General features: G+C 72.6%; 24 protein-coding genes. 16 read left to right on the forward strand and 8 right to left on the reverse strand.

Annotated elements, in window-relative coordinates; genetic code table 11:
- Window positions 1–143 precede the first annotated feature (143 nt).
- Genes C5708_RS10940 through C5708_RS10950 form a run of 3 tightly spaced genes read left to right on the forward strand, consistent with a single transcriptional unit; the run spans window position 144 to window position 2551 of the window.
- Window positions 144–779, forward strand: a complete 636-nt coding sequence (locus C5708_RS10940; protein WP_242920922.1) for a TetR/AcrR family transcriptional regulator — start codon at window positions 144–146, stop codon at window positions 777–779.
- Window positions 780–788: 9 nt separating this feature from the next.
- Window positions 789–1652, forward strand: a complete 864-nt coding sequence (gluQRS, locus tag C5708_RS10945; protein WP_242920924.1) for a tRNA glutamyl-Q(34) synthetase GluQRS — start codon at window positions 789–791, stop codon at window positions 1650–1652.
- The gene (locus tag C5708_RS10950; protein ID WP_242920926.1) at window positions 1649–2551 is read left to right on the forward strand and encodes a DMT family transporter; all 903 of its coding nucleotides are present in this window, start codon (window positions 1649–1651) and stop codon (window positions 2549–2551) included. The genes gluQRS and C5708_RS10950 overlap by 4 nt, the downstream gene beginning before the upstream one ends.
- Window positions 2552–2579: 28 nt before the next feature.
- Here the strand turns inward: C5708_RS10950 and C5708_RS10955 are convergent, their stop codons facing one another.
- Window positions 2580–3872 carry a transcriptional regulator gene (locus tag C5708_RS10955; RefSeq protein WP_242920931.1) on the reverse strand — a complete coding sequence of 431 codons (1293 nt, stop codon included), beginning with the start codon at window positions 3870–3872 and terminating at the stop codon, window positions 2580–2582.
- Between the two features lie 112 nt (window positions 3873–3984).
- Here C5708_RS10955 and C5708_RS10960 point away from each other — a divergent pair, with 112 nt between their 5' ends.
- Window positions 3985–5520 carry a S41 family peptidase gene (locus C5708_RS10960; protein ID WP_242920933.1) on the forward strand — a complete coding sequence of 512 codons (1536 nt, stop codon included), beginning with the start codon at window positions 3985–3987 and terminating at the stop codon, window positions 5518–5520.
- Here the strand turns inward: C5708_RS10960 and C5708_RS10965 are convergent.
- Window positions 5499–6233: a GNAT family N-acetyltransferase gene (locus tag C5708_RS10965; RefSeq protein WP_242920935.1), complete on the reverse strand. Its 735-nt coding sequence runs from the start codon at window positions 6231–6233 to the stop codon at window positions 5499–5501. The genes C5708_RS10960 and C5708_RS10965 overlap by 22 nt on opposite strands.
- 8 nt (window positions 6234–6241) lie before the next feature.
- Window positions 6242–6868, reverse strand: a complete 627-nt coding sequence (locus C5708_RS10970; RefSeq protein WP_242920937.1) for a TlpA disulfide reductase family protein — start codon at window positions 6866–6868, stop codon at window positions 6242–6244.
- Between C5708_RS10970 and argH the strand changes: the two genes are divergently transcribed.
- The 3 genes from argH to lysA are packed head-to-tail and all read left to right on the forward strand — an operon-like array spanning window position 6869 to window position 9904.
- Window positions 6869–8296 (forward strand): argininosuccinate lyase, encoded by a 1428-nt coding sequence (argH, locus tag C5708_RS10975; protein ID WP_242920939.1) that lies wholly within the window; start codon window positions 6869–6871, stop codon window positions 8294–8296.
- The gene (locus tag C5708_RS10980; RefSeq protein WP_242920941.1) at window positions 8293–8607 is read left to right on the forward strand and encodes a hypothetical protein; all 315 of its coding nucleotides are present in this window, start codon (window positions 8293–8295) and stop codon (window positions 8605–8607) included. Before argH ends, C5708_RS10980 begins: the two co-directional genes overlap by 4 nt.
- 10 nt (window positions 8608–8617) lie before the next feature.
- Window positions 8618–9904: a diaminopimelate decarboxylase gene (gene lysA / locus C5708_RS10985; protein WP_242920943.1), complete on the forward strand. Its 1287-nt coding sequence runs from the start codon at window positions 8618–8620 to the stop codon at window positions 9902–9904.
- On the opposite strand, the gene C5708_RS10990 is transcribed toward lysA, so the two are convergent.
- Window positions 9859–10815: a LysR family transcriptional regulator gene (locus tag C5708_RS10990; RefSeq protein ID WP_242920945.1), complete on the reverse strand. Its 957-nt coding sequence runs from the start codon at window positions 10813–10815 to the stop codon at window positions 9859–9861. The two genes, lysA and C5708_RS10990, sit on opposite strands and share 46 nt — an antisense overlap.
- 122 nt (window positions 10816–10937) lie before the next feature.
- Here C5708_RS10990 and C5708_RS10995 point away from each other — a divergent pair, with 122 nt between their 5' ends.
- Window positions 10938–12011 carry an aldo/keto reductase gene (locus C5708_RS10995; protein ID WP_242920947.1) on the forward strand — a complete coding sequence of 358 codons (1074 nt, stop codon included), beginning with the start codon at window positions 10938–10940 and terminating at the stop codon, window positions 12009–12011.
- A gap of 63 nt (window positions 12012–12074) precedes the next feature.
- Here C5708_RS10995 and C5708_RS11000 read toward each other — a convergent pair whose 3' ends face one another.
- Complete coding sequence (locus tag C5708_RS11000; protein WP_242920949.1) at window positions 12075–12761, reverse strand: glutathione S-transferase family protein; 687 nt, start codon at window positions 12759–12761, stop codon at window positions 12075–12077.
- A 67-nt stretch (window positions 12762–12828) separates the two neighbouring features.
- Here C5708_RS11000 and C5708_RS11005 point away from each other — a divergent pair, with 67 nt between their 5' ends.
- Complete coding sequence (locus C5708_RS11005) at window positions 12829–13326, forward strand: helix-turn-helix domain-containing protein (protein WP_242920951.1); 498 nt, start codon at window positions 12829–12831, stop codon at window positions 13324–13326.
- Window positions 13327–13335: 9 nt separating this feature from the next.
- Here C5708_RS11005 and C5708_RS11010 read toward each other — a convergent pair whose 3' ends face one another.
- On the reverse strand, window positions 13336–13866 hold the full coding sequence (locus C5708_RS11010) for a phosphoribosyltransferase family protein (protein WP_242920953.1): 531 nt from the start codon (window positions 13864–13866) through the stop codon (window positions 13336–13338).
- Window positions 13859–14836 (reverse strand): DUF3426 domain-containing protein, encoded by a 978-nt coding sequence (locus tag C5708_RS11015; RefSeq protein WP_242920955.1) that lies wholly within the window; start codon window positions 14834–14836, stop codon window positions 13859–13861. The genes C5708_RS11010 and C5708_RS11015 overlap by 8 nt, the downstream gene beginning before the upstream one ends.
- 73 nt (window positions 14837–14909) lie before the next feature.
- Here C5708_RS11015 and ftsE point away from each other — a divergent pair, with 73 nt between their 5' ends.
- From ftsE to C5708_RS11035, 4 genes are read left to right on the forward strand one after another with little or no spacing between them, the layout of a single operon-like run.
- The gene (gene ftsE, locus C5708_RS11020) at window positions 14910–15635 is read left to right on the forward strand and encodes a cell division ATP-binding protein FtsE (RefSeq protein WP_347567015.1); all 726 of its coding nucleotides are present in this window, start codon (window positions 14910–14912) and stop codon (window positions 15633–15635) included.
- Window positions 15632–16528, forward strand: a complete 897-nt coding sequence (locus tag C5708_RS11025) for an FtsX-like permease family protein (RefSeq protein WP_242920957.1) — start codon at window positions 15632–15634, stop codon at window positions 16526–16528. The genes ftsE and C5708_RS11025 overlap by 4 nt, the downstream gene beginning before the upstream one ends.
- 4 nt (window positions 16529–16532) lie before the next feature.
- Entirely contained in the window at window positions 16533–17168 is a 636-nt protein-coding gene (locus tag C5708_RS11030) for a YdcF family protein (RefSeq protein WP_242920959.1), read from the forward strand.
- A 20-nt stretch (window positions 17169–17188) separates the two neighbouring features.
- On the forward strand, window positions 17189–17902 hold the full coding sequence (locus C5708_RS11035; RefSeq protein ID WP_242920961.1) for a lysophospholipid acyltransferase family protein: 714 nt from the start codon (window positions 17189–17191) through the stop codon (window positions 17900–17902).
- On the opposite strand, the gene C5708_RS11040 is transcribed toward C5708_RS11035, so the two are convergent.
- Complete coding sequence (locus C5708_RS11040; protein ID WP_347567013.1) at window positions 17899–18489, reverse strand: gamma-glutamylcyclotransferase; 591 nt, start codon at window positions 18487–18489, stop codon at window positions 17899–17901. The genes C5708_RS11035 and C5708_RS11040 overlap by 4 nt on opposite strands.
- Window positions 18490–18529: 40 nt before the next feature.
- Between C5708_RS11040 and C5708_RS11045 the strand changes: the two genes are divergently transcribed.
- The 3 genes from C5708_RS11045 to hisC all read left to right on the forward strand — a co-directional run bounded on the left by C5708_RS11045 (window position 18530) and on the right by hisC (window position 21507).
- Window positions 18530–19480: a DUF2125 domain-containing protein gene (locus C5708_RS11045; protein WP_242920963.1), complete on the forward strand. Its 951-nt coding sequence runs from the start codon at window positions 18530–18532 to the stop codon at window positions 19478–19480.
- Window positions 19481–19560: 80 nt separating this feature from the next.
- The gene (locus C5708_RS11050) at window positions 19561–20355 is read left to right on the forward strand and encodes a chorismate mutase (RefSeq protein WP_242920964.1); all 795 of its coding nucleotides are present in this window, start codon (window positions 19561–19563) and stop codon (window positions 20353–20355) included.
- Between the two features lie 45 nt (window positions 20356–20400).
- On the forward strand, window positions 20401–21507 hold the full coding sequence (gene hisC / locus C5708_RS11055) for a histidinol-phosphate transaminase (protein ID WP_242920966.1): 1107 nt from the start codon (window positions 20401–20403) through the stop codon (window positions 21505–21507).
- The last annotated feature ends 8 nt before the right edge of the window (window positions 21508–21515 follow it).

The raw sequence follows: 21515 nt of genomic DNA on the forward strand, positions 1-21515 counted from the left end.
GACATGGTCACGGTCCTTGGATTCGGTGGCGGCGCTGGTCGGTCCAGGCGCCGGCTCGATCTGAGCGTCGTTTAGATACGGCGTTATCTGAACGCTGTCAAGATGATCTTTACGGCGTTCGGATTGGGGCGTAGGTTGACGTTATGGACAACCTTGCAGCCCCCGCCGAGAACCGCCCCTACCACCACGGCGACCTGCGCCGCGCCCTGGTGGCGGCGGCCCGGCGCATCCTGGAGAACGAGGGGCCGGCGGCGCTGTCGCTGCGGGCGGTGGCGCGCGAGGCCGGCGTCAGCCCAGCCGCGCCCTACCACCATTTCAAGGACAAGAACGAGCTCCTGGAGGCGGTGGCCCACGAGGGCTGGGAGGCGCTGGATGCGGCGATGACCAAGGCCCGCGCCGACGCCAAGACCCCGCGCGAGCGGATGACCGCCCTGGGCGTCGGCTATGTATACTTCGCCCGCGACAACCCGGCGCTCTATCGCGTGATGTACGACCGTTCGCGCGACAAGGACGCCCTGCCCGACCATATGAACAAGTCGCCGGACAGCGCCTATTGCCAGGTGCGCGACACCATCCTCGAACGCACCAGCGGCGACGCCCCCACCGACATCGACGTCGAGTTGTCCACCATCGCCGCCTGGTGCGCCGCCCATGGCCTGGCCGAGATGAGCGGCTTCAAGCAGTTCACGGCCCTCAAGGAGGCCCTGGGCGGCGAGGAGGCCTTCCTGCGGGCGGTGCTCGAACATCTGGGCATGTTCGCCAGGGTCAATGCCGACTAAACAGGCGGCGTGAGCGCCCCCTTCGTCACCCGTTTCGCCCCCTCGCCCACCGGCCTGCTGCATCGCGGCCACGCCTTTTCGGCCATGGCGGCCGAGGCGGCGGCCAGGGCGGCCGGCGGGCGCTTCCTGCTGCGCATCGAGGATATCGACACGGCCCGCAGCCGGCCCGAGTTCGAGGCGGCGATCCTCGAGGACCTCGCTTGGCTGGGCCTGGACTGGGAGCGGCCGGTCCGCCGCCAGTCCGACCACCTGGCCGACTATCAGGCCGTCCTCGCGGCCCTGCGGGAACGGGGCCTGGTCTATCGCTGCTTCCGCACCCGCAAGGAGGTGCTGGACGAGATCGGCCGCGCCCCGCACGGCGCCGTCGAGACCTTTCGCGGCGCGCCCCTGCCCCCGGACGAAGAGGCTGCGCGCCTCGCCGCCGGCCGGCCCTTCGCCTGGCGGCTGTCGCTGGACGCGGCCAGGGCCGAGCTCGGCCCGGCCTGGGAGGCCCTGAGCTTCACGGAGGAAGGCGAGGGCCCCGGCGGCGAGCATGGCGTCATCCCCGCGCGGCCCGAACGGGCGGGCGACGTGGTGTTGGCCCGCAAGGACGTCGGCGTTGCCTACCATCTGGCCGTCGCCCACGACGACGCGCTGCAGGGCGTGACCCACGTCATCCGCGGCGAGGACCTGTTCGAGGCCGCCCACGTCCAGCGCCTGATCCAGGCCCTGATGGGCTGGCCGGCGCCGACCTATCGCCACCACCGCCTGCTGACCGGGCCGGACGGCAAGCGCTTCGCCAAGCGCGACAAGGCCGAGACCTTGCGCGACATCCGGGCGCGAGGCGTCACGGCCGCCGCCCTGCGCGACGAACTGGGAGTTCCCGCCGCATGACCGCCGCCGCCTCCGTCGCCGCGCCGGACCGCGCCGACCGCCGAGCGCCGCTCGCGGCCCTGATCCTGGGCGCCTGCGCCATCGGCTTCGCTCCGGTGCTGGTGCGGCTGGCCGAGACCGGACCGGCCGCGGCCGGCTTCTGGCGGCTGGCCTTCGCCTTGCCGATGCTGGCCGTCCTGGCCGCCCGCGTCGACAAGGCCGCCTTCGCACCGCCGTCGCGGGCCATGCTGGCGGCCGGGCTGCTGTTCGCCGGGGACCTGGCCTTCTGGCACTACGGCATCCGCTACACCTCGGTGGCCAAGGCGACGGTGATGAGCAACCTGACGCCCGTCGTCGTCACCCTGGCCGCCTGGCTGGCGTTCCGCGAGCGGCCAAGGCGGCTGTTCCTGGCCGGGCTGGCCCTGGCCGTGGCCGGGGCGGCGGCGATGGCGCTGTCCAAGAGCAACCTGCCGGGCCGCGACCCGCCGCTGGGCGACGCGCTCTCCCTGGCCACCGCCTTCTGGTACGCGTTCTATTTCCTGGCCGTGCGCAAGGCCCGCGAACAGTCCTCCGCCTCGCGGGTGATGTTCTGGTCCAGCGCCGTCGGCGCGCCGATCCTGCTGGTCGTCGCCCTGGCCATGGGCGAGGACATCCTGCCGGCCGGCCCCGGCGGCTGGGCGGCCTGCCTGGGCCTGGGCGTCGCCCACGTGGTCGGCCAGGGCGCCATCGCCTGGGCCCTCGGGCGGCTGCCGACGGCCACCGCCTCGGTGGTGGTGCTGGTCCAGCCGGTGGTGGCGGCGCTGCTCGGCTGGCTGCTGTTCGCCGAGCGGCTGACCCCGGTCCAGGCGCTCGGCGGCGCGGCGGCCCTGGCCGGCGTGGCGTTCGCGCAGTGGGCGGCGGGACGCAAGGCGGCGAGCTAGTCCGCCGTCCCGATCCGCCGGCCGACGCTCATCGCGGCGGCGGCCTCGAAACCCGGCCCGCCGCGACGGCCAGCACGTCGTCGCAGCCGCCGCCATGGCCGATCCTCTCGACAAGGCTCCGGCAAAGCCGCCCGGCCGAGGCCGGGTCCCCCGACCGCGCCAGCAGGCGGGCGAGGCCGCTGGTGGCGGCCGGCTGCAGCGGCGACAGGCCCAGCACCCGGCGGTACCACAGCTCGGCCTGCTGTCCGGCGCCCAGGGCGGCGTAGCGGTCGGCGATCAGCACGCCGAAGTCAGCGTACCAGGGCCGGATGCGCGACGACTGCCGGTCGTAGACGCGGGTCATGGCCTCGAAGGCCCGTTCCAGATAGCGCAGGCTGGCCGGATGGTCGCCGCGCATCTCGGCCAAATCGCCGAGCTCGACCAGGGCCGTCCAGGCGTCGGGGTCCAGGGCCGCGGCGCGACGATAGGCGCGCTCGGCCTCGTCGAAGCGGCCCTGGGCGGCGAGGACCAGGCCGAGGGCGCCCTGGGCCGAGGCGTCGCGGGGCGCCAGCCTGACCGCCTGCCCGGCCAGGGCCAGGGCCCGCGACAGCCGCGCGCGGGCCGGCGGCGTCGACAGCCGTCCCTGGGCGATGGCCCCCGCCAGGTCGGTGGACGGCAAGGGCGGGGCGGCCGCGTCGTTCGGCCAGCGCAGAGTCTTCTGCACCAGGGCCTCGGCCAGGCCGGCGAGGGCCGGCGCATGGTCCGGGCGGTCGGCGAGCACCCGCTCGTACAGGGCGATGGCGGCCTCGTTGTCGGCCCGGGTGAACTGGTAATAGAAATCGTCGGCGCGGCGGGTCAGCGCCGCCGCCGAGGCCTGCCCCGGCGCTCGTGCGTCCTGACGCCAAGCCAGGCCGGCGCCCGCCAGGACCACCAGCACGGCGCCCGCCGCGGCGACCGCCGGCCGCCGCCATATGGGCCGGACGGCGGGGCGTGGCCGCCGATCGTCGAGCGGCGTCCGCGTCACCGGGGCGATCAGGCGATAGCCACGCTTGGGAATGGTTTCGATGAACCGCGGCGCCTTGGGATCGTCAGACAGGACGCCGCGCAGCTTCCAGACGCAGCGGGCCAGGGCGTCGTCGCCGACGGTCAGGCCCGGCCACAGCGCGGCCAGCAGTTCGGCCTTGGACAACACCGCCTCGGGCCGCGAGGCGAGCAGGACCAAGAGGTCCATGACCTTGGGCTCGACCGGCCGGCGTTCGCCGTCGCGGCTGAGCGTCCCGGCGGCGTGGTCGGCGGTCCAGCCGCCGACCGTGAGCATGGATTCAGCGCCCGTCGCCGTCATCGGCGGTCCTCCAGGAGGAAATGGTCGGGAAAAAGGGAGCCGCCGGTCATGGCCGCCGCCCGCGCCCGGGCTAAGCTCCCCGCACGCCGGTTACGAAGGGGAAAAAGGCTCGATGATCCGATCTGCATGCCGTTCATCGCGGCGTTCCCTTCTCGCGCCCCTGTTCGCCGCGCCCCTGTTCGCCGCCGTGCTGGCGGCCACGCCCGCCGGGGCGGCCGAAGCGCCGTCCCATCCGGCCACCATAAGCGCCGCCGACGCCCGCGACGACCTCCGCCAGCTGTACGCCACCCTGCAGGCCTCGCATTTCGACCTCTACGCCCGGGTGTCCAAGGCCGACTATGACCGGCTCTATCGGCGGACCCTGGCCGAGATCCGGGGCCCGGCGACCTACGCCGAGACGGCGGTCCGGTTTCAACGCTTCGTCGCCTTCGGCAAGGTCGCCCACGCCCGGATCGACGCCATCTACGCCCTGTTCGACCAGCACATGGCAGGCGGCGGCAAGGCCTTCCCGCTGTTGATCCGGGTGGTCGGGGACAAGGTCCTGGTCGCCGACAACCGCAGCGGGTCGGATCAGGTGCGACGCGGCGACGAGATCACGGCGCTGGACGGCCGGCCGATCGGCGAGTGGCTGGTCCTGTGCGGGCGCGACCTGTCGGCGGACACCCCCTACATGGCCCACGCCCTGATGGAGCTCGACCTGCCGATGCTGCTGTGGCTCGAACGGGGCCCGGTCGAGCGGTTCGAGGTCGCCATACGACGGGCCGACGGCCAAGTCGCCAAGCTCGACTTGCCGGCGCGGACGGCCGCCGAGATGAAGGCCGCCGCCAAGGCCGAGCCCGCCGTGCTCGCCCGCGACGCCAACGCGCGCGTCGCGCGCATGCTGCCGGACCACGTCGCCTATCTGCAGCCCGGCCCCTTCTACAACAGCGCGCCCGGGGCCGTGGACGAATACGACAACAGCGCCTTCCGCGCCTTCGTCGACGGCGCGTTCCAGGACTTCCTGGCGGCGGGGGCGACCAGCCTGATCATCGACCTCCGCGACAATCCCGGCGGCGACAGCTCGTTCAGCGACCTGATGGTGCGCTGGTTCGCCGACCGTCCTTTCCGGTTCAACGCCTCGTTCCGGATCAAGGTCAGCGCGGCGGCCGTCGCCGCCAACGCCAAGCGCGTCGCCCTGGCGCCCGACGACGGCTCCAGCGTTTCGGCCCGCTACGCGGCGGCCTACGCCAAGGCCAGGCCCGGCCAGGTGATCGCCTTCGACGATGCGCCCACCCCGCCCAAGCCCGAGCCCCGGTTCAAAGGCGCGGTCTATGCGCTGATCAACCGCAACAGCTACTCCAACACCGTCGCCGTGGCCGCCACGATGCAGGACTATCGTCTGGGTCGGGTGATCGGCGAGGAGACGTCCGACCTCGCCACCACCTACGGCGCCATGGAGACCTTCACCCTGGCGCACAGCGGCCTGGTCGTGGGCTTCCCCAAGGCGCGGATCGTCCGGCCCGACGGCGACCTGACGCCCCGGGGCGTGGTTCCCGACCTGGCCATCGCGACCCCGCCGGTCGAAGGCGTCGACGACCCGGTCCTGACGGCGGCGATCGACCTCGCCCGCCGGCGCGGGCCGCCCGTTCAGGCTGGCCGGTCCCAGTAGCGATAGGCGTAGGCGGTCTCGAACCCCAGGCCGCGATAGAGGCCGACGGCCGGCGCGTTGGCGGCCTCGACCTGAAGGTAGGCGCGGCGGGCCCCGGCGGCGGTCGCGGCGGCGAACAGGCCGTCCAGGATGCGGCGGGCCAGGCCCTGACGGCGGCGGTCCGGAGCGGTGCGCATGGCGAAGACGCCGGCCCAGTCGCCCTCGACCGCGCAGGCGCCGATGGCGGCGGGGCTCTCCTGGACGTCGATGCGGGCGAAGAAACGCGGCGGGGCGATACGCTCCAGGGCCTCGATCCGCTCGCGGGCGTCGCCGGGATCGTGAGCGGTGGCCGAGAACACCGACAGGAAGCCGTCGTCCAGCCGGTCCGAAACCGGCGCGGCGGCCGCCTCGCCCGCCGGCAGGGCGGCGGTCATCATCAAGGTCTCGGTGCGGGGCCGGTAGCCGCGCGCGGCCAGCACGGCGGCGAGGTCGGCGGGCGCCGTCGCGCCGTCGGCCAGCTTGAAGACCGGCGGCAAGCCCCGCGCCGCGTACCAGGCCTCAACCGCCGCGACGGCGGCGCCCGGCGGGCGGTCCGGCTCGCCCAAAGGCCAGCAGGCGTTCAGCCGGCCCGAGAAGCCGTCGGCCGCATGAAGGCGCCAGCCGCCCAGGTCGGAGCGTCGCGCCGAGGGCCAGGCGCGGGCGGCGACCGGCTCCAGGATCGCCGGATCGTCCACCCCGGCCTTCAGCCCTTCTCGGCCAGCAGGCGGTCGATCAGGGCGCGGGCCTCCTTGCTCGACCAGTCGGCGCCGCCGCCCAGGCGGGCCCGTTCGACCCCCTTGCGGTCATAGATGATGGTGGTCGGGAAGCCCTCGGGCTTGGGGTCGATGCCGAAGGTCAGCTTGTAGCCGGGATCGCGATAGACCTTCAGCGGCGGGGCCTTGGCGATGTCCTCGACGACGAGGTTGTCGTCCTCGGGCTTGTCGACGCTGACGGCGACCACCTGCACCGGCTGGGCGGCGTAGGCGGCCTGGAGCTTGCCCAGGGTCGGCATCTCCTGCTTGCAGGGCGCGCACCAGGTGGCCCACAGGTTCAGCACCACCACCTGGCCGCGGAAATCGGACAGCGCCACCGACTTGCCCTGGCCGTCGGTGAACGGCGTGGTCGGGGCCATGCCGGGCGATTTGGGGAATTCGATCTTGGCCAGGGCGCCGGTTTTCAAATCATGCAGGTCGGCCTTGCCTGGATGTTTGAACGAAGCGACCGCGATGACGTATAGAACCGCCGCGGCGCCGACCAGGGCGACGCCCCACAGCAGGTATCGCAGCAGATCCGGCTTGGGTTTCTTCGCCGGATTTTGGATGTCGCTCATATGACCAAGACCCCTTCTGACGCGTCCGCCCAAGCCCACGCGGCCGGCGACGGCCAAGCGATGTGGGGCGGGCGGTTCTCCACCAAGCCGGCCGAACTGATGCAGGCGATCAACGTCTCCATCGGCTTCGACAAGCGCCTCGCCGCCCAGGACCTGGCCGGCTCCAAGGCGCACGCGGCGATGTTGGCCAAGGTCGGCGTCATTTCAAGCGCCGACGAGGCCGCCATCCAGAACGGCCTGTCGCAGATCGAGGCCGAGATCGCAAACGGAACCTTCCCGTTCCGCGACGAATACGAAGACATCCATATGAACGTCGAGGCGCGCCTGCGCGAGCTGATCGGCGCGGCGTCCGGGCGGCTGCACACCGCCCGCTCGCGCAACGACCAGGTGGCCCTCGACTTCCGCCTGTGGGTGCGCGAAGCGTGCGACCGCTCGGCGGCGCAGGTCCGCACCCTGCAGGCCGCGCTGCTGGCCAAGGCCGAGGCCCACGCCGACGCCATCATGCCGGGCTTCACCCACCTGCAGCCGGCCCAGCCGGTGACCTTCGGCCACCACCTGATGGCCTATGTCGAGATGTTCGGCCGCGACGCCTCGCGCTTCGTCGACGCCCGCGCGCGGATGAACGAAAGCCCGCTGGGCGCGGCGGCCCTGGCCGGCTCGCCCTTCCCCATCGACCGCCACATGACCGCGGCGGCCCTGGGCTTCGAGCGGCCGACCGCCAATTCGCTGGACAGCGTCTCGTCGCGCGACTTCGCCCTGGAGGCGCTGTCGGCGGCCTCGATCTGCGCCACCCACCTGTCGCGCCTGGCCGAAGAGATCGTGATCTGGACCACGCCGCAATTCGGCTTCATCAAGCTCAGCGACGCCTTCACCACCGGCTCGTCGATCATGCCGCAGAAGCGCAACCCGGACGCCGCCGAGCTGGTTCGCGCCAAGGTCGGACGGATCCTCGGCTCGCTGACCAGCCTGATGGTGGTGATGAAGGGCCTGCCGCTGGCCTATTCCAAGGACATGCAGGAGGACAAGGAGCCGGTTTTCGTCGCCTTCGACTCGCTGGAGCTGGCCCTGAACGCGATGGCCGGCATGGTCGCCGACCTCGAGCCCGTGCGCGAGCGCATGGCCGCCGCCGCCGGGGCGGGCTTCTCGACCGCCACCGATCTGGCCGACTGGTTGGTGCGGACGCTGGACCTGCCGTTCCGCGAGGCGCACCATGTCACCGGCGCTGCGGTCAAACGCGCCGAGACGCTGGGGACCGACCTGCCGGGCCTGCCGCTGTCCGAACTTCAGGCGATCGAGCCTCGGATCACGGCGGAGGTCTTTCAGGTGCTGACGCCGGAGGCCTCGGCCGCCAGTCGCATGAGCTACGGCGGAACCGCGCCCGCCCAGGTGCGCGCGCAGATTCAGCGTTGGAAGGACCAACTGAAATGAAGCGCACCCTCGTCCTGTCGGCCGCCGTCATGATCGCCGCCGCCGGCCTGTCGGCCTGCGGCAAGGTCGGCGAGCTGGAGCAGCCGGCGCCCCTGTGGGGGGCCCAGGCCAAGGCCGACTACGCCAAGAAGAAGGCCGAGCAGGAAGCCCGCAACCGCGCCGCCGCCGAACAGCGCAACAAGCCGGCCCTGCCCAGCCAGCCGGGCGCCATCACCGACCCGGCCAACGTGCCGGCCACCACCCACGACGCGCCCCTGCCCAGCACCAACGACCCGTTCGGCAAGTCGCCCAACCTCAACGGCCCGGGCTGAGCGGCGGGGCATGAACCATTTCGAGGTTCGGGACGGCGAGCTCTGCTGCGAGGGCGTGCCCCTGTCGCGCATCGCCGACGCCGTCGGCACACCGGTCTACGTCTATTCCACCGCCACCCTGCAGCGGCACTTCACGGTGTTCCGCGAAGCGTTCGCGCCCTATCCGCAACTGGGCGCGCCGCTGATCGCCTTCGCGGTCAAGGCCAACTCCAATGTCTCGGTGCTGAAGACCCTGGCCGAGGTCGGGGCCGGCGCCGACACGGTGTCGGAAGGCGAGATTCGCCGGGCGCTGGCGGCGGGGATACCGCCGGGCAGGATCGTGTTCTCCGGCGTCGGCAAGACCGCCGCCGAGCTGGCCTTCGCCATCGAGACCGGCGTCGCCGAGATCAATGTCGAGTCCGAGCCCGAGCTCGACCTGCTGGCCGAGGTCGCCGCCGCCCAGGTCAAGGCCGGCGGGGGCGCGCGGCCGGCCATCGCCTTCCGCGTCAATCCCGACGTCTCGGCCGGCGGCCACGCCAAGATCTCCACCGGCAAGTCCGAGAACAAGTTCGGCGTCTCCTTCGCCGAGGCCGAGCGCCTCTACGCCAAGGCCGCCGCCTCGCCGCACCTGCGGCCCGTGGGCGTGGCCTGCCACATCGGCAGCCAGATCACCGACCTTGCGCCCATGGAGGACGCCTTCCGCAAGATGCGGGGCCTGGTCGAGCGCCTGCGCGGCCTGGGCCTGACGGTCGAGCGGCTGGACCTGGGCGGCGGCCTGGGCGTGCCCTATTTCAACCAGCCCGCGCCGCCGACGCCGGCCGATTTCGCCGCCATGGTGGCGCGCGTGGTCGACGGCCTCGACGTCCAGCTCGCCTTCGAGCCCGGGCGGGTGATCGCCGCCAACGCCGGGGTGCTGGTCACGCGCGTGATCCACGTGCACGAGCGGCCGGAGGGCCGGCGGTTCATGGTGCTGGACGCGGCGATGAACGACCTGATCCGCCCGGCGATGTACGACGCCTATCACGACATCCGCCCGGTGCGGCCGACCAATGCGCCGCTGGCCGCCTACGACGTGGTCGGGCCGGTGTGCGAGACCGGCGACACCTTCACCCGCGAGCGTGACCTGCCCGAGGCCGGGTCCGGCGACCTCGTCGCCTTCATGTCGGCGGGGGCCTACGGCGCCAGCATGTCCAGCGAGTACAACACCCGGCCGCTGATCCCCGAGGTGCTGGTCAAGGGCGACCAGTTCGCGGTGATCCGGCCGCGCCCGACCTATGACGAGATGCTGGCGCGCGAACCGGTCGCCGCCTGGCTCTGAGGCGGACCGGCGGCGTCGAGGTCGCGGTCGAGCAGGCAGTCGATGAAGTTGCGCAGCGCCGGCCGCATCTGGCGGCGGCTGGGATAGTAGAGGTGCAGGCCCGGGAAGGTCGGCGAATAGGCCTCCAGCACCCGCACCAGCCGCCCCTGGGCCAGCCAGTCGGGGATGCGCTCGTCATAGACGTAGGCCACGCCCACGCCCTGCGCCGCCGCCTCCAGCAGCACCGCCGAGTCGGTGACGATCAGCGGCCCCCGCACGCCGACCTCGAACTCGGCCCCGTCGTGCTCGAACTCCCAGCGATAGAGGCTGCCGTCGGTCGGCCAGCGCCAGTTCAGGCAGGCATGTTCGTGCAGGTCGGCCGGCGTCCGGGGAACGCCCCGCCGGGCCAGATAGTCGGGCGAGGCCACGGCGTACATCTCCAGGTCGCTGGTCAACCGCACCGCCACCATGTCCTGGTCGAGCCGCTCGCCGATGCGGATGCCGGCGTCGAACCGGCCGGCGACGATGTCGGCCAGCGAATCCTGCACCACGAGGTCCAGGATCACGTCCGGGTTGCCGCGGTGGAACCGGCCGAGCCGCTCGGCCAGCAGGCCCAGCGCCGCCGTCCTCGGCAAGTTGATGCGCAGGGTTCCGGTCGACCGCCCGTGGGTCGCCACCGCCTCAGCCATGGCCCCGTCCAGCTCCTCGATGGCCGGGGTCAGGCGGGCGTGCAGCCGCTCGCCGACGGCGGTGGGCGCGACGCTGCGGGTGGTGCGGTTGAGCAGGCGCACGCCCATCCGCTCCTCCAGCTGGCGGATGGTCTGGCTGAGCGCCGAGGGGGTGACGCCCAGGTGCGCGGCCGCCCGTACGAAGCTGCCCTGCTCGACCACGGCGGCGAAGGCGGTGAGGCTGGCGAAGTCGGCACCGCGCATTATCCACTCCGGACTAAACAACCATTGCAGATAATGCCCCATAATCTAACGAAGGTCAGGCCCCCACCTTCCCCTCACGCCCGCGCCCACCGACGGGCCGTCTGGAAGATGGAACCTCGCCCGTGACCCACAAGCTGACCCTGGAATCCTATCGCCTGCTGGGCCGCTCCGGCCTGCGCGTCTCGCCGCTGTCGCTCGGCTCCATGACCTTCGGCGCCGACTGGGGCTGGGGCGCCGACGACGCCGAGTCCCGCCGCATCTTCGACGCCTATGTCGACCGCGGCGGCAACTTCATCGACACCGCCAACCGCTATACCGACGGCACGGCCGAACGCCTGCTGGGCGAGTTCGCCCGCGACAAGCGCGAGCGGCTGGTGCTGGCCACCAAGTACACCCTGGCCATGCGGCCGGGCGATCCCAACTCCGGCGGCAACCACCGCAAGAACATGGTCCGCTCGGTCGAGGACAGCCTGAAGCGGCTGGGGACCGACTATATCGACCTGCTCTATCTGCACGTCTGGGACTCGACGACGCCGGTCGAAGAGGTGCTGCGGGCGATGGACGACCTCGTCTCCCAGGGCAAGGTGATCTACCTGGGGATTTCCGACACCCCCGCCTGGCAGGTGTCGCGCATGCAGGCCATCGCCGACCTGCGCGGCTGGTCGCCGCTGATCGCCCTGCAGATCGAGTACAGCCTGGCCCAGCGGACGGTCGAGCGCGACCTGATCCCGATGGCGGCCGAGATGGGCCTGGGCGTGCTGCCCTGGTCGCCCTTGGCCAGCGGCGTGCTGACGGGCAAGTACAGCCGCGCCGACCTGACGGCGAGCGCCGCCAGCGCGGACATCACGGGCAGCCGCCGCGACGTCGCCGCCGCCAACGGCTCCCTGACCGAACAGAGCCTGGCCATCGCCGACGTGGTCGCCGAGGTCGCCAGGGAAGCCGGCCGCACGCCCGCCCAGGTCGCCCTGGCCTGGACCCTGCTCAACCCGCAGGTCGTCTCGCCGATCCTGGGCGCGCGCACCCTGGCGCAGCTGGAGGACAATCTGGGCGCGCTGGACGTGGTCCTGACCGAGGCCCAGCGCCAGCGTCTCGACGCGGCCAGCGCCGTCGAACTGGGCTTCCCGCACGACTTCGTCCTGCGCCCCAGCATACGTCAGATCATCAGCGGCGGCGCCGAGATCGCGCCCCGCCGCTGAAGACCCCGACAAACAGGCGGCGGCCCCGGCCGTCGCCTGTCCGTGTCTCCGCTGGCGTCCCCGTCAGTCCCGATCCGGAGCGCCCGGCGGGAACAGCGAGCGATAGGGCCGCGCCTCCTCCACCGCCCGCGCCACCGACGGCCGGGCCAGCAGGCGGGCGCGGTAGGCGGCCAGGTGCGGACGGCGCTCGCCGATCTCGTGCACCCAATCGGCGTAGAACAGGGCCGGCGCGGCGCCGCAGTCGGCGAGGCCGAACGCCTCGCCCACCGCCCAGGTGCGATCCGCCATCACCCCGTCCAGCCAGTCGTAGATGGCGTCGAGCGTGGCCTTGGCCTGATCGACGCCATAGGCGTCGCGGTCGGCCGGCGGGCGAAGATGGTCCAGAACCACTTTCTGGGTCGAGGTCATCACATAGTTGTCGAACACCCGGTCCATGGTCCGCGCCTGCAGGGCCGCGGCCGGGTCCAGGGGGATCATCCGGGCCGGGCCGGGATGACGCAGGTCGAGATGCTCGATGATGATGCTGGTCTCGATCACCGGCGGCCCGTCGCCGTCGACCAGCACCGGGAACTTCTTCAGCGGCCACAGCGCCGCCAGCTCCTCGAAGGCCGGAGGATCCTCGGGCCCCAACACGCGGTAGGTGAACGGCGTGGCGTTCTCATAGAGGGCGATGAGCACCTTCTGGCAGTAGGACGAGAACGGATGGGCGTAGAGCTGCAGCGTCACGGTCGCCTCGCGAACTGATTGCAAGTTGAAATCGGTTGCAGACTGGAATCACCGATCTTATTTTGCAAGCGGTTTCCGCGGAGTGATTTTCTTGGAGCGCGCGCACCGGTCCGGCTGCCCGATCAACCTGACGCTGGAGATGATCGGCGACCGCTGGAGCCTGATCGTCATCCGCGACATCATGTTCGGGAACCGGCGGCGCTTTCGCGAACTGCTCGGCCAGTCCGAGGAAGGCATAGCCTCGAACGTGCTGGCCGACCGCCTGAAGCGGCTGGTCGAGGCCGGCCTGCTGACCCGGGCGGGCGATCCCAGCCACAAGCAGAAAGCGATCTACAGCCTGGCCGAGCCGGCGGTTCAGCTGGTTCCGCTGCTGGCCCACATGGGGGCCTGGGGCCGGCGGCACACGCCGGTCTCGCCGCAGCTGTCGATCCGCGCCCAGTTGCTGGAGGAAGGCGGCCCGTCGATGTGGGCGGCGTTCATGGACGAGCTGCGCAGCGTCCACCTGGGCGCGCCCAGGCCGGAGCGGTCGGTGGGCGCCGAACTGCAGGCGGCCTACGAGGCGCTGGCCGCCGAGACCGGGGCGGCCTGAGCGGAGGCTTCAGTCCATCGCCAGCACGGCCGGCTCGCCGCGCCGGCGGCCGGCGACATCCATGCCGTAGCCGACCAGGAACCGCGCGGGCGCCTCCCAGGCGACGAACTCGGGGTCGGCGGCGCGCGGCTCGGGCCACGGCTTGCGGGCGAACACGGCCGAGACCACCTCGCGTGCGCCGGCGTCGCCGACGATCTTGGCCGCCTCGGCGATCGACAGGCCGGAATCGAACACGTCGTCGAGCAGCAGCACCTGCCGCCCTTCGACCGAACGCTGCAGTCCGGCCCGGACGATGACCCGGCCGGAGGTGCGCTTGTCGTCGCCGTAGGAGGCGATCCACAGGGCGTCGAACAGCGGATGGCGGCCGCGCCGCGCCAGGGCCCGCATCAGGTCGGCGGCGAACCACAGGCCGCCGGTCAGCAGGCACACCGCCACCGTGTCGTCGTCGATGCGCGGGGCGATGCGGTCGGCCAGGGCCTCGACGCGCGCGGCGATTTCGTCTTCGTCGAGCAGGACGGTCGGGACGGCGGCGTCAGCCATGCGGTCGGGCCTCGGCGGATTGCGGAAGGGCGTAGGGGGAATCGGCCGGAAGCGGCTGCGCCTGGGCCGCGGGCCGCGGCGGCGGTGCGGCGGCGGCGGCGGCGGCGGGAGGCGGCGGCGGCGGGGCGGGCGGCGACGTCCCGGGCGGGGCCGCATGGGCCTCGGCGTCGAGGTCGCGCAGCCGCACCTTGGCGCTCGGCGGCGCGGCGGCCGGGCCGGGCTTGTTGGTCATGACGAAGGTGACGTTGACCCCTTCGGTGCTCACCGGCGGATCGAACAGCACCACCGAGAAATGCCGCATCTCGCCCGGCGGTATCCTGGCCGCCTTGGGGTCGGCGATCTTGCCGGCGGCGACGCGGCCGTCCTTGTCGAGCACGTCGATGCGCACCGGCGGCGCGGCGATCGGCCGGCCCTCGATGTTGCGGATGGCGCCGGAGATCACCAGGGCGGCATGGCCGTCGCGCAGGGCCGGCTGGGCGCGCAATCCCTCGAAGGTCAGGCCGACTGGATTGACCGGCAAGCCGACGGCGGCGTAGGCGCCGGCCGAGCGCGGCCACATCGCCACCACGTCGACCCGGAACAGCACCGCCGCGGCGATCACCACCGCCAGCACCGCCGCCGTCGCCGCCCAGATCACCCCGGAGGCGGCGGCCTCGCGTTCGCGCTTGCGCGTCTCGGCCCTGGCGCGGAACGCCCGGGGCAGGTCCTGCGGCGGCGGTTCGAGCTCGGTCGTCGCCGGCTCGGCCGCCAACGCGCCTTCTTCAGGGGATTGCGCCAGCTCGATGGGCGCTTCGGCCGCCGCCGTCCAGCGCGCCCCGCAGTGGGCGCAGCGCACCGTCCGCCCCGCCGAGCCCAGCTTGGCGTCGTCGATGAAATAGCGGGTGGCGCACTCTGGACAGGTCAGTATCATGGCCGGCGAATCGGAAGCTTCAGCGTCCTCTTCTTCGAGGTCGCCGATTTCGGCCCCCATGTCCAGAACCGCCGGCGCACACGCGGCCAAGACCGCGGCACAGATCCTCGCGGACACGCCGAGCGACCAGGCCGTGGTCCGCTTCGACGGCGTGAGCATGCGCTATGGCCGCGCGCCCGAGGTGCTCCGCGACGTCACCTTCGACCTGGCGCCCGGCTCGTTCCATTTCCTGACCGGCGCGTCCGGGGCGGGCAAGTCGTCGCTGCTCAGCCTGATCTACCTGGCCCAGCGCCCCTCGCGCGGGCTGATCGACCTGTTCGGCCGCAGCGTCGCCGGCGCTCGCCGCAACGAACTGCCGTTCCTGCGCCGCCGCATCGGCGTGGTGTTCCAGGAGATGCGGCTGCTGGAGCATCTCAGCGCCTTCGACAACGTCGCCCTGCCGCTGCGCATCGCCGGCCGCAAGCCGGAAGGCTATCGCACCGACGTCGCCGAGCTGCTGACCTGGGTCGGGCTGGGCGAGCGGATGCACGCCATGCCCGCCACCCTGTCCGGCGGCGAACGGCAGCGCCTGGCCATCGCCCGCGCCGTGGTCGCTCGCCCCGACGTGCTGCTCGCCGACGAGCCCACCGGCAATGTCGACCAGGCCATGGCGCTGCGCATCATGCGGCTGTTCGTCGAGTTGAACCGGCTGGGCACCACGGTGCTGATCGCCACCCACGACGAGGACCTCGTGGCCCGCTCCGGCCGGCCGGTGCTCCACCTGGAGCAGGGGCGCCTGGCCAAGGCCGGGCCGACGCCGATCGAGCCGCCGTCGGCCTACGCCGCCGAGGCCCCCCCGCCGGAAGAGACGGCCCCGTGACCACGCCCGCCTTCGACACCGCCCGCTGGAAACCCGCCGCGCTGCTGCCGCGCGAGGACGCCCGCGACGGCGCCCTGACCTTCGTGGTGGCGGTGCTGTGCTTCATCGCCTGCCTGGCCGGCATGACGGCCCTGTCGGCGGATCGCGCCGCCCAGGGCTGGCGCGCCCAGCTGACCGGATCGGCCACCGTGCTGGTGCGGCCCAAGGGCGACGAGACGCCGGACGCCGCCGCCGCCCGCGCCGCCGAGACCCTGGCCGGGGTGCGGGGCGTGACGCAGGCGGCCGCGCTGGAGAAGGCCAAGGCCGAGGCCCTGCTGGAGCCCTGGCTGGGCCGCGACGGCCTGCTCGACGACCTGCCGGTTCCCCGGCTGGTGACGCTGGACCTCGACCCCAAGGCCCCGCCAAGCGCCGACGACCTGGCCAAGGCGCTGAAGACGGCGGGGATCGACGCCACGGTCGACGACCACAGCCTGTGGATGAAGGACATCGCCCGCGCCGGCCGCATGGCCGGCCTTGCGGCGCTGGGCGTCGCCGCCCTGGTCGGCGCGGCGGCGGCGGCGGCGATCGCCTTCGCCACCCGGGCCGGCCTGGCCGCCCGCCGCGACATCGTCGAGGTGCTGCACCTGTCCGGCGCCGAGGATCGCTTCATCGCCGGGCTGTTCCAGGCGCGCTTCGCCCGGCTGGCGGCCACGGCGGGCTTGTTCGGAGCGCTCGGGGCTGTGATCATAGGGGCCGCCGTGCGGGCTCTGGGGGGCGCGGACGGGCTGACGCCGGCCCTGCCGGTGTCCTGGCTCGACCTGCTGGCGCCGATCCCCTGCCCGCTGATCGCCGCGATCGTGGCCGCCCTGGCGGCGCGCTCGGCGGCCATGAGCCTGCTGAGGGGCATGAACTGACCGGATGAAGAGCATCGCCGCCCTTCTGATCCTGCTGATGATCTGGACCGTGGGCCTGGCGGCCTTCGCCGCCCGGGCCGACCGCGCGACGCCGGCCCCCGCCCCGCCCACGGCCGACGCCATCGTCTCGCTGACCGGCAACTCGTCGCTGCGCATCACCGCCGCCCAGAAGCTGCTGGAGCTGGGCAAGGGCCGGCGCATGCTGATCAGCGGCGTCAACCGCGAGGCCTCGCGCACCGACATCCGCGACGTCACCCGCGGCGCGCGGCGCATCTACGACTGCTGCGTCGACCTGGGCTTCCAGGCCGAGAACACCGTCGGCAACGCCCGCGAGATCGCCGCCTGGACCGAGGCCAAGGGCTACAAAAGCCTGATCGTGGTCACCGCCGACTACCACATGCCGCGCGCCATGCTGGAGATCCACGCGGCGATCCCGCACGTGAAGCTCTACCCCTATCCGGTCAAGACCGAGGAGGTCGACGCCCGCCGCTGGTGGCGCACCCGGCTGGGCGCCCGGCGGATGATCGTCGAATATTGCAAGTACCTGGCCATCCTGGGACGGGAGGCGATCCTCAGCCTCGGCCCCAAGGACGCCCCCGAAAGGGACGCGCCTGAAAAGGCCGAGCCCAAGCCGGCCTGACCTTCGGAGAGCCCCGCTTCGTGACCCTGATCCGCTCCATCCTGTTCATGATCGTCTTCTATGCCTGGTCGACGTTCGCGGCCCTGTGCATGACGCCGCTGCTGCTGTGCCCGCGCCGCTGGACCGTGGTCGCCATCGGCGTCTGGGCGCGGGTCACCATGGCGCTGCTCCGCGCCGTCTGCGGCGTGCGGGTCGAGGTGCGCGGCCGCGAACACATGCCCAAGGGCTCGGCCCTGATCGCCGCCAAGCACCAGTGCATGTTCGACACCATCGCCCCCTTCACCTTCCTGCCCGACATGGCCTTCGTGCTGAAGAAGGAGCTGCTGGTCATCCCGTTCTACGGTTGGTACGCGCTCAAGGGGGGCATGATCGTCGTCGACCGCGAGGGCCACGCCAAGGCGCTGAAGAAGCTGGTGGCCGACACCCGCGACCGCCTGAAGGAGGAACGCCAGGTGGTGATCTTCCCGGAAGGCACCCGCGGCCTGCCCGGCGCCGAGCCCGACTACAAGCCGGGCGTGGCCGCGCTCTATCGCGAACTGGGCCTGCCCTGCCATCCGGTGGCGACCAATTCGGGCGTGCACTGGCCCGCCAAGGGCCTGATCCGCCGCCCGGGCGTCATCGTCTTCGAGTTCCTGGAGCCGATCCCGGCCGGACTGAAGCGCGCCGCCTTCATGCAGGAGTTGCAGGCCCGCATCGAGACCGCCTCGGACGGCCTGCTGGTCGAAGGGCTCTAGCCGCCCGCCGTCGCCGGCTCGCGCGCCTCGACCATCGCCAGCAGCCGTTCCATGGCCGGGTCGCCGACCCCCTGCTCGCGCAGGTGGACGACGAGGTCGCGCAGGTAGTCGATGTTGCGGCCCGACAGGCCGCGCGCGCCGGCGATCAGTTCGGCCTGCTGCTCCAGCGTCAGGTCGCCGGCCCACTGGGCGTGGTCCTGGTCGGACAGGAAGACCAGGGCCTGAGCCTTGCCGTCGCCGTCGATGCGCACCGGCGCCCAGGCCTCGAAATAGGTCTCGGTCGGCTGTTCGCGTTCGCGCAGATAGGCGTAGGTCTCGGGCCAGGCCGCGGCGGCGACCCGGAAGGCCACGCCCCGCACCGCTCCGCCGGGCGCCAGGCCCAGCACCAGGCCCGGCCGCTCGTAGGTGCCCCGGTGATGCACCGAATAGATGCAGAACGCCCGGCGGCGGCCGTGCAGGACCGCGGGCCGCCGCTCGACGTGGGCGAAACCGGGCCGCCACATCAGCGAGCCGTAGCCGAACACCCATTTGTCGCCGTCCGCGCCTGTCCCCGACGCGACCGCGCTTGACTCTTGGCTCGCGCCCACTTGAAACCGCCGTACTGAAAACGCCCTTCCAGTCGAGACCATGCCCGAGCCCGACGCTCCCCGCAAACCGCCCAAGCGCTTTTGGCTCTACGCGCCCTATGTCCTCCTGGCCGTCGCCGCTGTCGGCTGGAGCGGCTGGTGGGTCTACGGCCGCGGCCGCATCGCCGCCGGCCTCGACGCGGCGGCCGCCAGCGCCCAGGCGGCGGGCGGCGAGCTGAGCTGGCGGACGCGACGGATCGGCGGCTATCCCTTCCGTTTCGACGTCACCCTCGAAGGCGCGCGGGCCGCCGAGGCCTCGGGCTGGTCCCTCGCCGCGCCCGAGCTGAAGGCCGAGACCTACGCCTACCGGCCCGACCGCTGGATCGCGGTCGCCCCGCGCGGCGTCGTGCTGACCCGGCCGGGCAAGGGCGCGGCGGCCATCGCCGGCGAGGCGCTGCGCGCCAGCATATCGGATCTCGCCGCCTCGCCGCCGCGCGTCGCCGTCGAGGGCGTCAACCTGACCTTCACGCCGCAGGCCGGCGGCGCGCCCCTGCCGATCGCCGCCGCCCGGCGGATCGAGCTCTACATGCGCCCCCAGGCCGGCGACCAGGCCGGGGTGCTGTTCAAGCTGGAGGGCGGCAAGGCCGCCGACGGCCCCCTGGCCCGCATCGCCGGGGACAAGCCGGTCTCGGCGGCCCTGGAGGGGCAGTTCGAGCGGTTCGGCGCCCTGCGGGGCGGCGGCTGGGCGCAGGCGGCGCGCAACTGGGCCGGCGCGGGCGGCGCCTTCACCCTGATCCAGGGCGGCCTGACGGCGGGCGACGCCTCGCTGTCGATGCGCCGGGCCACCTTGACCGTCGGGGGCGACGGACGGCTGCGCGGCGTGGTGCCGACCGACCTGCACAAGGCCGCCGGCGCCCTGCCGGGCCTCAACGCCTCGGTCAACCTGACCTTCGAGGCGGGACGCACCACGCTCGGCCCGGTGGCCGTCGGCGACGCGCCTCGCCTTTTTTGAGCAAATTCCTTTCTTGAAAGGCCGACTATTGCGCCTTTCGCGGCAATCTTTATGTTCCGCGGCTCCTCCCGGGGGATGAAATGAACGAGCAGTCCGCCCAGCCGGCGCAAACGCTGGACGCGGTGCGCGAGCGCATCGACCAGATCGACTCCGAGTTGCTGCGCCTTCTGGACGAGCGCGCCGACCTCGCCCGCGCCGTGGCCGCCGCCAAGCAGGCCTCCGGCCAGGGCGGACAGTTCGGCCTGCGCCCCGCCCGTGAAGCCCAGATCGTCCGCAAGCTGATCGACGCCCCGCGCAAGTCCGCCAGCGCCGCTCTGGTGGTGCGAGTGTGGCGCGAGCTGATGGCCGACAGCCTGTCGCGCCAGGGGCCGTTCCACCTGACGGTCTGGGGCGGCGCGCGGGCGGTCGAGCTGGCCCGGCTGCGGTTCGGGGCCGCCCCGCCCCTGCGCATCGCCGGCCGCCCCGAGGAGGCGGTCGCGGCCGCCAAGACCCAGGGCGGCGTCGGCGTCCTGGCCCTGACCGGCGAGAGCGCTTGGTGGGGACGGCTGCTGGCCGAGCCCCGGCTGCGGGTGTTCGCGGCCCTGCCGTGCCTGGCCGCGTGGGGGCCGCAGGCGGCCCTGGCCGTGGCCGAGGTCGAGGTCGAGCCCTCGGGCGGCGACGAGACCTTCTGGGTCACCGACGCGGGCGGCCATGCCGACACGGTGATCGAGGCCCTGTCGCGGCAGGAGGTGGCCGCGCGGCTGGTCTGCGAGGCCGGCGGCCTGAGGCTGTTCGCCCTCGCCGGCTTCTACCAGCGCGACGACGCCCGCCTCGCCCGCGCGCCCGGACGCCTTTCCGGCGTAATCGGGGCTGCGCCCGGCCCGTTCGACGTGTAAGAGGCGAGATCGTTACAAATGGAACTATCTTCGGAGCTCGCCCTCATGGATCGATCCGCCGCCGACCGCCCGCTGGCCAAGCCGGGCATCCTCGACATCACGCCCTACAAGCCCGGCAAGGCCCAGGCCGACGGCGTCGAGAACCCGGTCAAGCTGTCCGCCAACGAGAACATCCTGGGCTGCAGCCCCAAGGCCAAGGCCGCCTTCGCCGAGGCGGCCGGCAAGCTCAACCTCTATCCCGACGGCCGGGCGGGAATCCTGCGCGAGGCCATTTCGCGCAAGTACGGCCTGGAGCCCGAGCGCCTGATCTTCGGCTGCGGCTCGGACGAGATCTTCCAGATCCTCAACCAGACCCTGCTCGAGCCCGGCGACAACATGGTCCAGGGCGAATACGGCTTCGCCGCCTATTCGATCGGGGCCCGCGCCTGCCAGGGCGAGGTGCGGATGGCCAAGGAGACCAACCTGCGCATCGACGTCGACGAGATGCTGAAATGCGTCGACGAGCGCACGCGCCTGGTCTTCGTCGCCAACCCGGCCAATCCCACCGGCACCTGGCTGCCGGGCGCCGAGATCCGTCGCCTGCACGCCGGCCTGCCGGCCCACGTGGTGCTGGTGCTCGACGGCGCCTACGCCGAGTTCGCCGGCGATCCGAACTACGAGGACGGGATCGCCCTGGCCCGCGAGGCGGCCAACGTGGTGGTCACCCGCACCTTCTCCAAGCTGCACGGACTGGCGGCGCTGCGGGTCGGCTGGGCCTACGGCCCGACGGACCTGCTGGAGGCCATGGACCGCATCCGCCTGCCGTTCAACGTCAACATTCCCGCCCAGCTCGCCGCCGTCGCCTCGCTCGAGGACGCCGAGTTCCAGGCGCGGTCGCTGGCCCTGGTCGAACAATGGCGCCCATGGCTGGCCCAGCAGATCGGCGGCCTCGGCCTGGAGGTCGCCCCCTCGGCCGCCAACTTCGTGCTGGCGCGCTTCGCGGCCGTCCCCGGCAAGACGGCGGCCGAAGCCGAGGCCTTCCTGGCCTCGAAGGGGTTGCTCACCCGCGGCGTGGCGGGCTACGGCCTGCCGGATCATCTGCGCATCACCGTCGGCCTCGAAGAACACAATCGCGGCGTGGTCGACGGCCTCGCGGAGTTCTTAAAAGGATAACGACGGGT

The organism is Caulobacter sp. CCUG 60055 (genome assembly GCF_022750545.1).
Taxonomy (GTDB): domain Bacteria; phylum Pseudomonadota; class Alphaproteobacteria; order Caulobacterales; family Caulobacteraceae; genus PUIC01.